Origin of the sequence: Pontibacter anaerobius, from assembly GCF_026241195.1 — a bacterium.
GTDB classification, from domain to species: Bacteria; Bacteroidota; Bacteroidia; order Cytophagales; family Hymenobacteraceae; genus Pontibacter; species Pontibacter anaerobius.
On record NZ_JAPFQO010000006.1, the window covers coordinates 344,603 to 356,809 of the forward strand.

The 12,207-nt window shown below is 51.7% G+C and carries 9 protein-coding genes; 6 read left to right on the top strand and 3 right to left on the bottom strand.

The genetic code is table 11. The features are described 5' to 3' along the window. Positions 1-103 precede the first annotated feature (103 nt). Positions 104-598 (bottom strand): hypothetical protein, encoded by a 495-nt coding sequence (locus OO017_RS10515; RefSeq protein ID WP_266052436.1) that lies wholly within the window; start codon positions 596-598, stop codon positions 104-106. Positions 599-886: 288 nt separating this feature from the next. On the opposite strand from OO017_RS10515, the gene OO017_RS10520 reads away from it, so the two are divergent. Continuing rightward, the gene (locus tag OO017_RS10520; RefSeq protein WP_266052437.1) at positions 887-1,774 is read left to right on the top strand and encodes a DUF3078 domain-containing protein; all 888 of its coding nucleotides are present in this window, start codon (positions 887-889) and stop codon (positions 1,772-1,774) included. Between the two features lie 138 nt (positions 1,775-1,912). On the opposite strand, the gene nagB is transcribed toward OO017_RS10520, so the two are convergent. After that, positions 1,913-3,880: a glucosamine-6-phosphate deaminase gene (gene nagB, locus OO017_RS10525; protein WP_266052438.1), complete on the bottom strand. Its 1,968-nt coding sequence runs from the start codon at positions 3,878-3,880 to the stop codon at positions 1,913-1,915. Between the two features lie 38 nt (positions 3,881-3,918). Then, on the bottom strand, positions 3,919-5,169 hold the full coding sequence (locus OO017_RS10530; protein ID WP_266052439.1) for an ROK family transcriptional regulator: 1,251 nt from the start codon (positions 5,167-5,169) through the stop codon (positions 3,919-3,921). 199 nt (positions 5,170-5,368) lie between these two features. Here OO017_RS10530 and OO017_RS10535 point away from each other — a divergent pair, with 199 nt between their 5' ends. From OO017_RS10535 to OO017_RS10555, 5 genes are all read left to right on the top strand, one after another. Then, a complete protein-coding gene (locus tag OO017_RS10535) occupies positions 5,369-7,183 on the top strand; it encodes a glycoside hydrolase family 9 protein (protein WP_266052440.1) in 1,815 nt (604 codons plus the stop codon). Between the two features lie 109 nt (positions 7,184-7,292). After that, positions 7,293-8,639 carry a D-alanyl-D-alanine carboxypeptidase/D-alanyl-D-alanine-endopeptidase gene (locus OO017_RS10540; RefSeq protein ID WP_266052441.1) on the top strand — a complete coding sequence of 449 codons (1,347 nt, stop codon included), beginning with the start codon at positions 7,293-7,295 and terminating at the stop codon, positions 8,637-8,639. Positions 8,640-8,775: 136 nt separating this feature from the next. Then, on the top strand, positions 8,776-9,789 hold the full coding sequence (locus OO017_RS10545) for a dipeptide epimerase (RefSeq protein WP_266052442.1): 1,014 nt from the start codon (positions 8,776-8,778) through the stop codon (positions 9,787-9,789). Further along, the gene (locus OO017_RS10550) at positions 9,789-10,877 is read left to right on the top strand and encodes an aminotransferase class I/II-fold pyridoxal phosphate-dependent enzyme (protein ID WP_266052443.1); all 1,089 of its coding nucleotides are present in this window, start codon (positions 9,789-9,791) and stop codon (positions 10,875-10,877) included. Before OO017_RS10545 ends, OO017_RS10550 begins: the two co-directional genes overlap by 1 nt. 78 nt (positions 10,878-10,955) lie before the next feature. Continuing rightward, a complete protein-coding gene (locus OO017_RS10555) occupies positions 10,956-12,143 on the top strand; it encodes a C40 family peptidase (RefSeq protein WP_266052444.1) in 1,188 nt (395 codons plus the stop codon). Positions 12,144-12,207: the final 64 nt, after the last annotated feature.

Here is a 12,207-nt window from a genome sequence, read left to right on the forward strand (position 1 = left end):
GCACCGGAAACGGTGCCTCTTTTTTGTTAAGAGTGGAGGTGCCATTGGATTGTAAATAATGTGGGGCAGGCGTAGCCTATACTATGAACCTCGTTAGCTGTTGTTATTCTACCTTATTTATGCTTAATGCCCATTTTTCGGTCGTGTTAAAGCGCCTTGCTCCTAATAAATAATGACCTGCGTAGGCAACACCAGCAGAAGGAAGAATTAGTAAATAGGCAGTAGGATAAAGAGCAAGGGTGCCTACAAGATAACCTACCGCTACAAAGTAGTACCCTGTCCCAGCCACTAAACCGCCCCCAACTTTTCTAAGGGCGTTTCCTTTTACTTTTCCTTTTATTGATGCGATATCTCTTAAAGTGATTGTGTCCGTTGAAAATGCAATCACAGAGTCGCCAAGTATAGAATAGTTAACCAAAGTAAGCTTTCTGCCATCGGTCGTTTTGACTTTTATTAGTTTGTCAGTCTTCAATTCCAGCTTAACAGGTTTTGATGCATCGTTCTTACTCAGAAGTAGAACAGAACTATTATTGTTCCTATTCTGTGCGGTACAGCAGAAGTATAAGAGGAGAAGCAGGACGAGTAAAAGTTGTTTCATAGGTACTTTTCTATTATTAAGTATATCAGCTAGCTACTATATAAACTTAACTCTATTTCGTTCACACACCTTAGTCCAGCTGATAAACGTAATCGCACCAACGAATATACTATGTATTCCAAGTAATATATAGGAATGAATACTTTATTTAAAAGCCATTACATCAGCCTCACAAAGAAGCAGATACTGTTTTCCGTAGCTTATCTTCAAAGAAAAACGGAAACCCTTCGCCATACAAGTCAGTAAGTATAGCAGTTCATAAATATTAGTATCCATTAATCCTTTTTCATGAAAAGAACTTTACTTGCACTGCTTGCCTTGCTGCTAAGCTCTACTGCCTTACTTGCTCAAACCACCACCGAAGCAGACACGCTCTGGCGAAGATCGTTTGCGACAGGCTTAAACCTAAACCAGTCTGCGTTCAGCGATAACTGGAAAGCAGGGGGGATCAGCTCCGTTGCGTTAAACGCGCACCTGGATGCCCGGGCCGACTACGAACTCGGGGCAGTGAGCTGGGATAATGCGGTGCAGCTGCAGTACGGCCTCATCAAAAACAAAGGAGAAGACCAACGCAAGAGCATTGACCGCATTTACCTGGACACGAAGTATGGCTATGCCTTCACCTCGGACTGGAATGCATTCGTCTCAGCTAATTTCCTGTCGCAGTTTGCGAAAGGGTATGAGTATGATATAGATGCGGACGGAACCGATAGGCTGATATCCAACTTTCTGGCTCCTGGTTTCCTTACTTTTGCCTTGGGCGCGGAGTATAAGCCTAACCCACACTTTTCGCTACGCCTCAGCCCGTTTGCACCGCGCTTTACCTTTTTAGTGGATGAGGAAGTAGGAGAGAACGAGCGCTACGGCGTACCGGAAGGCAAAAAGGTGCGAACCGAATGGCTGGCCGCCATGGTGCAAGCCTCCTACGACCGGGATATTATGACAAACCTTAACTTCCGGGCCAACTACATGTCCTATATCAACTACAAAGAGCTTTCGGGGAAGCAGATAGACCATATGCTGAATGCTGTGCTGACTGCCAAGGTAAACCGCTACATAAACGTAAGTCTGATGGGCAACTTTGTATACGACTATGACCAGGATGCTGACATACAGTATAACCAATCGCTGGCCTTAGGTATACTTTATACTGTGCAGGGCTTTTCTGTAAGGTAAGATTATTACCAAGCTTCTGATAAGGTATAAGTCGATCTAAAGTATAAAAAAGCACAAAGCCCGCTCAGAAACTGAGCGGGCTTTTTCGTAGCTCTAAAACCTTAAGATTCCTATGTGTTTCCCTTAACTGAGGGTGGTTTAATAATTGTAGCGTACGAATGCCTCCATGGCCTCATAGTCGGCAAGGCCAAGGTTGTGATATTGTTCAGCAGTCTCCCGGTTTCGCTCCTCGGCGCGAACCCAGAATTCGCGCGAGTCGTCGCCCGGGAACACGGGCGTATCTTTCTGTGACTGATGCTTGAAAATGGCCTGGCGCTTGCGCACCACCTCCTGCGGTGATAGCGGAACAGCCATTTCGATTTCGTGGGTTTCAAACTCGTGCCATGCGCCGCGGTACATCCACAGCCAGCAGTCGTTCACCCATTCTTCACCGGCATCTCTCAGGCGCTGCAGGGCCTCCACGGTTATGTTAAAGCAGACAATATGAGTGCCGTGCGGATCGGCAAAGTCGCCGGCGGCAAACACCTGGTGCGGCTTTACGCGCTGCAGCAGCTCCATCGTCAGCTTAATATCTTCATCAGAAACCGAGTTCTTTTTGTGCTTACCGGTTTCGTAGAAAGGCAGGGCCATAAAGTGGATATGGTCATCCTCCAGGCCGGCATAACGGGCACCGGCATAAGCTTCACTCTTGCGGATAAAGCCTTTCACATCCATAATCTCCTGTGTATCTACCTGGTTTGGCTGCTTCTCCTCAATAAAGCCGCGCATGTCGTCGTAGATCTTCTGGAGCTTTGTAGTGTCGGTACCCATGCTCTTGTTAAAGTCGATGGCGAACTCCACGTAACGCAGCACGTCATCATCCCAAACGGCGGTGTTGCCGGATGTCTGGTAAGCCACATGCACATCATGCCCCTGGTCTACCAGTCGAATAAACGTACCTCCCATCGAGATCACATCATCGTCCGGGTGAGGGGAGAAGATGACAACGCGCTTCTGAGCAGGCTCGGCACGCTCCGGGCGCTCCGAGTCATCGGCCTTTGGCTTACCACCCGGCCAGCCGGTAATGGTATGCTGCATCTTGTTAAAGATGTCGATGTTGATGTTGTAGGCCGGGCCATACTCGGTGGCCAGCTGCGCCATGCCGTTGTTGTTGTAATCTTCGTCAGTGAGCTTCAGGATAGGCTTGTTCAGCGTTTGCGACAACCAGATAACGGCTTTTTTCCTCAATTGAAGATCCCAAACGCAATCCTTCACCAACCATGGCGTGTTAAAGCGGGTCAGTTCCGAGGCGGCAGACTCGTCCAGCACAAACTCCACGCTGTCGGATAGCTGCAGGTAAGTAGCCGGCACCTCGCTCGACATTTCCCCTTCCACGGCTTTCTTGATGATCGGCGCTTTTTTCTGGCTCCAGGCCATCAGGATGATCTCACGCGCTTTAAAGATGGTACCGATGCCCATGGTAATGGCCTTGGTTGGCACGTTCTCCTTGCCGCCAAAGTCACGGGCTGCATCGCGGCGTGTCAGGTCGTCCAGGGTAACCAGACGCGTTCCGGAGTTTGGCGCAGAGCCTGGCTCATTAAAACCGATGTGGCCCGTACGACCAATACCCAGGATCTGCAGGTCCAGTCCGCCAACTTCCTCAATCTGTCGTTCATAGTTCAGGCAGTACTCGTGTATCTCCTCCTTCGGCAGGGTGCCATCCGGAATGTGCACGTTCTCCTTCTTTATATCGATGTGGTTGAAGAGGTTCTCGTTCATGAACGTAACGTAGCTCTGGGCTGCGTCAGGTTGCATCGGGTAGTACTCGTCGAGGTTAAATGTGATGACGTTTCGAAAGCTCAGGCCCTCCTCGCGGTGCATCCTTACCAGTTCTGCATACACACCCACAGGCGTGGCACCGGTGGCCAGACCCAGTATAGCCTGCTCACCCTGGTCCTGCTTGCTTCTGATCAGGTCGGCAATGCGCTTTGCCACCGTTACAGAGGCAATGTGCTGGTCAGGGTATACGGTAACGGGGAGTTTCTCGAAACGGGTTTCCTCCAGCAGGTTTAGCCTGGGTTTGTTGCGTTTTGAGTTGAAAGCTGTGTTATTCTTAAGTGGGTGCATAATGCGTTTATACTTTGTTTTACCTCAGTTTTATTTTGTTACCTGGCTTGCTCCAGTTGTTGCTCCAGTATGTTCTCCAGCACCGTGGCTGTGGCGCCCATCATACTTGCCTGCAGCCCCAGCGTTGATAGTGCCATGCTGGTAGATTCGCGCAGCTGCGCCATGCAGTAGGTATTGATGGATTGCTGGATTGGCGTGGTGATCAGCTGGCCAGCTTCCGCTATCTTGCCCCCAAGTATAACCAGCTCAGGGTTAAACAGCTGTATAAGTATAGCGATACCCTTGCCCAGGTTCACCCCGGTTTCAGAGAGCAGGTTTATGGCAAATTGGTCACCTTGGTGGGCGGCGTCGATAATATGTTGCGGCTCCAGTTGCTCCAGTTCTTCAGGGGTTAGCCTGCTGAGTAGCGATTTTTGTCCGGCTTTTATACCTTCGCGGGCCATGCGGGCCAGGGCAACCCCGGAGGCCATGGTTTCGAGGCAGCCGCGCTTACCGCAGTGGCAAAGGGTGCCGTTCTCTATCAGTGGGATATGCCCGAACTCTCCGGCAAAGCCCAGGGACCCACCACGCAGCCTGCCGTCCATGATCACGCCTGTACCCACGCCCCAGTCTATGGAAATTACAAGTACATCCTGCCTGCCTTTTGCCTGCCCGAACCGAAGCTCTGCCAGCGCGGCGCTTTTTACGTCGTTTTGTATAAATACCGGCTTACCAAGTTTGTGGCTCAGCACCTCTTGCAGCGACTCCTCCAGTACATCGGTTCTTAAATATGTTCTGCTGTCTCCTTCCTTGCTTGCCACCAGGCCGGGCATACTTACGCCAATGCCCACCAAGCGCTGCTGGTCTATACCCGAAGCAGAAATGAGGTCTTTCACCCAACCACACAAGGTATCTAGGCCGCTCAGGTCTTCCGGTAAAGTATAGCTGTAGGTCTGGACGGGGGTAACCTGGTTATTGTTATTGTCCATGATCGCCATGCGGGTGCTGAAGCGGTCCATGTCGATGCTGAGGACAAAGAGGGAACTGTTGCGGAGTCCGTAGAGATCGGGTTTTCGGCCGCCCACTGATTTGCCAAGCCCCTGCTTCTCCACCAGCCCTTCAGAAATGAGCTCACCCAATAAGCCCATGGATGTAGGGGAACTGATGTTGAAGCGAGAGCAAATGTCGGCATTGGTGCGGGCACCTTTTACATACAGGTGTCTGATTATCTTTACTTTCTGTAAAAATTTCTTCTTCTCAACATTGTTGAGGGTTTCCAGATGATCTGTATGTAAAGTTAAGGTGCTCATGCACGTTGCGCGTAAAACCTATCCCTGCAATATTAACAAACAGTTTTAGCTAAGACAAAAACTTTCATAAAATATTTTTGCAAAGTATCCCTTTAAGATAAAATTTGTGATTAATGTTGTCCTGCAGTACTACCTATACTTGTGTTTTAACTGCTGTTGCTTAATTTGAGCCTGAGAACATTTCTATATACGCATACGCATGAAAAAAAATCTACTGGTGCTTTTGCTGTACTTGGTTGGGGTGCATAACCTTCTGGCACAGGATGCCTGGATCAGGGTAAACCAGCTCGGCTACTTGCCCGAAATCCAGAAAGTGGCGGTATGGGCCAGCAAGGAGCAGGGAAAGAAGGTAAAGAAGTTCAGGCTCCGAGATGCACAGACCCATAAAGTCGTGTATCGCTCGAAAGAGGTGCAGAACTTTGGAGCCTTTACCGCATTTGAAAGCACCTCCCGACTCGATTTTTCTGATTTCAATCAGACAGGCTCATTTTACATTGAAAGTGGTACCGTAAAGTCGCCCGCTTTCCGTATTGGCAACGACGTGTATGACCATACCGCTGATTTTGTGCTGCGCTACATGCGCCAGCAGCGCTGCGGCTTTAACCCTTTCCTGCAGGACTCTTGCCACACGGCTGATGGCTTCAGGGTTTTCCACCCTTCCGGCGACTCAGCCTACGTGAATGTGGTGGGCGGTTGGCACGACGCCAGCGATTACCTGCAATACGTTACCACCTCGGCCAATGCCACATTCCAGCTGCTTTTTGCCTACGAGCATAACCCAGATGCCTTCGGGGATGAGCATGATGCTGCCGGCCTGCAGGGCAGCAACGGCATACCCGATATACTGGACGAGGCAAAATGGGGCCTGGACTGGCTGTTGCGTATGTACCTCGGCAAAGACCAGATGTATAACCAGATTGCGGATGACCGCGACCATGCCGGATACCGCCTGCCTAACCAAGACAAAGTAAATTATGGAAAAGGCAGGCAACGCCCGGTATACTTTATCACCGGGGAACCGCAGGGGATGAAGTATAAAAACCGCGCCACCGGAGCAGCCAGCACGGCCGGCAAGTATACTTCAGCCTTTATGTTAGGGGCCGAGCTGCTGCAAAAGTATGATGCTGTCTATGCCGATATCCTTCGCGACCGTGCCCTTCAGGCCTTTGCCTTTGGGTTATCCAAGCCGGGTGTGAGCCAGACAGCTCCGGGTAGTGCGCCATACTTTTATGAGGAGGATAACTGGGAGGATGATATGGAACTGGCCGCAACGCAGCTGGCAAGGTTCACTGGAGAAGAAAAATACCTCCGGCAGGCCCAACAGTTCGGCGAAAAAGAACCAGTTACTCCCTGGATGGGAGCCGACACCGCCCGCCATTACCAGTGGTACCCGTTCCTGAACCTGGGGCATTATTACCTGGCCAGCAGCAAGGCACAAAACAAGGAGCAATTTATTGGCTTCCTGCGCCAGGGGCTGGAAGGCGTGTACCAGCGTGGCAAAGGCAACGCGTTTCAGATGGGGGTGCCGTTTATCTGGTGCTCCAACAACCTGGTAGCAGCCATACTTACCCAAAGCCACCTCTACCGCCAACTAACTGGCGATACCAGGTATGAAGCCATGGAGGCCAGCCTGCGCGACTGGTTGTTTGGGGCCAACCCCTGGGGCACCAGTATGATTGTGGGCCTGCCGGAGAAAGGTGATTACCCGGTGCACCCACACTCTTCGCTCACGCTGCTGCACAACTACAGGCTGGATGGCGGTTTGGTGGACGGGCCGGTGTATGGCAGTATCTTCAATAACCTGAAAGGCCTTACGCTAATGGCCGCCGATGAGTATAGCGCTTTTCAATCCGACCTGGTGGTATATCATGATGATTTCGGGGATTACTCTACCAACGAGCCAACCATGGATGGCACTGCCAGCCTGACCTATTACTTAGCTGCCATGCAAGAGGAGGGGAAGAAACAGGCGGAAGAGGCAGTGGGGCAAGAGGAGCAGGAAACAAAGAGATAGCGTGATAATTCTGTATACTTTGCTTTAAAGATCTCCTACCCCTGCAATACCTTTGAATATATATGCCTTTTTGCTTATTTAAGACTTTCAACCTGAACGCCGAGAACCAATGCGCCTGATAAACCCGATTTCCAGATGGGGGATGCTGTTTAGCCTGCTCCTGAGTATGGCCTGTGGTAGCAAGGTGCCCACCACATCGGCAGAGGAGGTGCGTTTCGGCCCGGCTGAGATTAAAAAGGAGGTGGCTGAGTCGGAGGTGCTGCGGCAGAGCTTTGTGGGCTTTGCGCTTTACGATCCGGAACTGGGGCAAATGGTGGTGGAGCATAACGCCGATAAGTACTTTGTGCCGGCCTCTAACACCAAGCTTTTCACTTTTTACGCCTCGCTTAAAATGCTGGGCGACTCTATACCCGCGCTGAAGTACGTGAGCCGTGGTGATTCGCTTATTTTCTGGGGTACCGGCGATCCAACCTTCACTCACATGGACCTGAAGAACACGTTGGCCTACGAGTTTCTGAAGAACCGCCCCGAGGAGAAGCTATACTATGTGGATGCCCCCTTTACGAGTACACCCTTCGCCACGAACTGGGGTTGGGATGATTACAATTATTATTACCAACCGGAGCGCAACGTGTTCCCGATCCACGGTAATGTCATCAAATTCGCTAAAGAAGAGGGAAAGCCATTTACAACCACACCCGCATACTTTGAAAAGAACATTGTGGTGGATACGGCCGCTTCGCGCTCGGAAGATGCTTTTGTAAGAGGCTGGCGCACGAATAAAATAGCCTATCACCCAAGATATGCGGCAGCGAAGTTCTCTACCGAGGTTCCATTTATCACCTCTCCCGAGATGGTGGTGACACTGCTGGCCGACACACTCAAACGACCTGTTGAGTTGCTTAAAGCGGCGGTGCCGGAAGGGGGAAAGATCTTTTACGGCCTACCCACCGACACAGTGCTGCGGCGCATGCTGCAGGTGAGCGACAACCTGATGGCGGAACAACTGATGGCGCTCAGCTCCGGCACACTTTCCGACACCCTCTCAGTGGAACGTGCGATAAAACACGTAAAAGAGACTTACCTGGCAGATCTGCCGGATGAACCGGTCTGGATCGACGGCTCCGGCCTCTCGAGCATGAACATGTTCACGCCCCGCAGCATCATCGCGCTGCTGCAAAAATTGATGCAGGAGCGACCGCAGGAACGGCTGTTGCCCATGCTGGCTGTTGGCGGAAGGCCGGGCACTTTCCGTAATATTTATAAGGCCGATATCCCTTTCGTGTTCGGCAAATCGGGTACCTTGTCGCATGTGCATAACCAGAGCGGTTATATTATCACCAAAAGCGGAAAGTTGCTGCTATTCAGCTTTATGAACAACAACTATAAAGTGCCTACCTCGGATATACGGAATGAGATGGTGCGGATCATGACGAAGGTGCACAACAGTTATTGATTTGTGCACGACATCTTCGAACTACAAATCATACTTCTGCACAAACCAGTTTATTAAAGTATAAAATAGCCTGAAGCAGTATAGCTTCTAACCACGTACAAACATCAACCTTAACATACCAAACAGAACTACTGCCATGAAACTTACCATCCGGTCTTTTGACCTGCCGCTGAAGCATACCTTTACCATTTCCTATGACTCTCGCGATACACAACCCACTATGATCGTGGAGCTGGAGCAGAACGGGCACAAAGGCTATGGCGAGGCCACCAGCAACCCTTACTATGGCTTCACCATTGAGAGCATGACGGAGGCGCTGGAAAACATCCGTGAGCAAATTGAGGCGACTGAACTGAAACAGCCGGAGGATTTCTGGGCACAGATGCAGCCGCACCTGGCCAATAATCCCTTTGCATTATGCGCCCTCGATATGGCCGCCAACGACCTTTACGGAAAGCTGAAAGGGCAGCCACTTTACAAAATATGGGGACTGAGCCCCGACCACAACCCGCTCACAGACTATACCATTGGCATCGATACCATTGATAACATGGTGAAGAAGCTGAAGGAGATGCCTTGGCCGCTGTACAAGATAAAATTAGGTACTAAGGAGGATGTGGCTATTATTAAAGAGCTGCGCAAGCATACTGATGCCGTGTTCCGGGTGGATGCCAACTGCGCCTGGGGTGTGGAGGGGACCATCGAGAACTCCAAGCAACTGAAACCCCTTAATGTGGAGTTTATAGAGCAGCCGATGCGCGCTGACGATATGGACGGCATGAAACAGGTATACCGGCAGTCGGTGTTGCCACTGATAGCCGACGAGAGCTGCATTACCGAAAGTGATGTGGCCAAGTGCCAGGGCCACTTCCATGGTGTGAACGTGAAACTGGTGAAAGCAGGCGGCCTGACACCTGCGCGGCGCATGCTGAAAGAAGCCCGTGAGCTGGGAATGAAAACCATGGTGGGCTGCATGACTGAATCTACGGTAGGTATCTCGGCCATCGCGCAGCTGTTGCCGATGCTTGATTACGTGGATATGGACGGTCCGCTACTTATCAGCAAAGATATCGCCCGCGGCATTACCATCGACTACGGCAAAATACACTACAGCACTGTAAACGGAACCGGTGCCGAGTTAATCGCCTGATGAGCAAGCCTGCCTATACCGACCACCTGCCGGGCCGCACCGTGATGCTGGAGGGGGAGGAGTTTCTCTACTGCAGCGGCACCTCTTACCTGGGTATGGCCTGTAATAAGGCTTTTCAGCAACTGGTGCTCGAGGGCATGCAGCGTTACGGCACCAATTACTCCAGCTCCCGGCGCTCCAACCTGCGCCTGCAGGTGTACGGACAGGTGGAAGAGCAGCTGACACGTATCAGCGGGGCCGAGGCGGCTGTTACCATGTCGTCGGGGTTTTTGATGGGGCAAACGCTGGCGCAGGTGCTGCGCAACCGGGGGCGGTTTCTGTATGCCCCGGCAGCACACCCGGCCCTGTGGCTGGATGAGTGCGCAGCAGGCCAGGCCAACGCCGATATCACCTTTAGCGAGTGGACAGACCTGGTGCTGGAGGAGGTGCAGGCATCTGATAAGGAGCGCTTTATACTTATCTGCAACGCTCTGGACCCCCTTAAGGCCGAAAGCTATACTTTTGACTGGGTGGCGCAGCTGCCGGAGCAGCAGAAAATCATACTTGTGGTTGATGACTCCCATGGCTTCGGGGTGACCGGGCCGGAAGGTGCTGGCATTTACCCGGCGCTCAGCAAGTATAAAAATGTAGACCTGGTAGTGGTGAGTTCTTTTGGGAAGGCGCTCGGCGTGCCGGCCGGTTTCATACTTGCCTCGAAAGAAATGGTGGAGCTGGTAAAGGCAAGCCCATACTTTGGCGGGGCTTCCCCGGCCATACCGGCGTACCTGCATGCTTACCTGCAGGCAGGCGAAGTGATAAAAGAGGCGAGAGGGCGGTTGCAGCAGAACATCCATACTTTTCTGGGGCAAGTGGAGCAGGCGGAGCAGCTGTTCCGCTTTATCCCGGATTACCCGGTATACAGCACCTCGCATGAAAGTATGGCAGCGTATCTGCACCAGCACCGCATACTCATTTCCAGCTTCCGCTACCCAACCAATGAGAGTGCACCCATCAACCGGGTTATCTTAAGCAGCCTGCACACGCCTGCCGATTTGCAACGGCTGGCGGAGGCGGTAAACCAATTCTCTGCAAAATTTGTCATAAATTAGAGTTTCGACTTAAATAAACTTATCAACCTGATACTAGAACCTGTTGCGGCCTTGATTAGCCGCGGCGCCTTATAAAACATGATGAAAAGAAATTACCTCATACTTGCCCTTGGCTTTCTGATGGCCTGCACCACAGGAAAGGAAGCTACCACCTCTACTGCCACTGCAGATGCCTCGATGGAGCCATACATTGAGGCCGTGCGCCAGCACTATGCGCCTGACAAGCGTGTGGCTCTGTTTAAGGTGGAACAACGGGGCAATGTGCTCTCTGGTGAAACAAACATGCCGGAGGCAAAGCAGGAACTGCTGGACAAACTGAAGGCGGAGAACATCACCATTGTGGACAGTATTCAGGTGCTGCCGGAGGCGGAGCTGGAAGGCAAGACTTTCGGGGTAATCACCATTTCTGTGGCGAACCTGCGCTCAGAACCGAAGCACCCCGCAGAGTTGGCTACGCAGGCCACTATGGGCACGCCGGTACAGGTGTATAAAAAGGAGAGAGGCTGGTACCTGGTGCAAACCCCGGACAAATACCTGGCCTGGGTAGATGCCATGGGCGTAACCCTGATGGACAAATCCTCTTTTGATACCTGGCAGAAAAGCCCGAAGCTGCTCTACACAAAGCCGTATGGCTTCGCCTACGAAACAGCCAATGCTACGTCTGGCACCGTGTCGGACCTGGTTTTTGGCGATGTGCTGGCGCTGCAGCAGAAGGAGGGCGACTTCTATGCGGTTACTTTTCCGGATGGTAGAAAAGGCTTTGTGCCGGCTGCGGAGTCTGTAAAGTATGATGAGTGGATAGCCGGCCGCAAGCCGAGCGGCGAGAACCTGGTGAATACCAGCAAACAGCTGCTGGGGCTGCCTTACCTGTGGGGCGGTACCTCGTTTAAAGGCGTGGACTGCAGTGGCTTTACCAAAACAGTATACTTTATGAACGGACTGGTGCTTCCCCGCGATGCCTCGCAGCAGGTGCACATGGGCGAACTGGTGGATACCTCGAATGGCTGGAATAACCTGCAGCCCGGCGACCTGCTCTTCTTCGGCGTTCCAGCGAAGGACGGGAAATCAGAGCGTGTAGTGCACGTGGGTATGTGGATTGGCGGTAACCAGGAGTTCATCCACTCTGCCGGCCGTGTGCGCATCAGCAGCATGAATCCGGATGCCGAAAACTATGATGAGTCGGAGCTTAAGCGTTTTCTGCGTGCCAAGCGCATTACCCCTGAGGATGCGGTTGTTGACCTGCGTAAAACAAATCTGTATCAGTAAGTAATTCAAAACAGGCCCTTTCCTGAAAACAGGGGAGAGCCGACTTATAAAGAGACGCAAAATC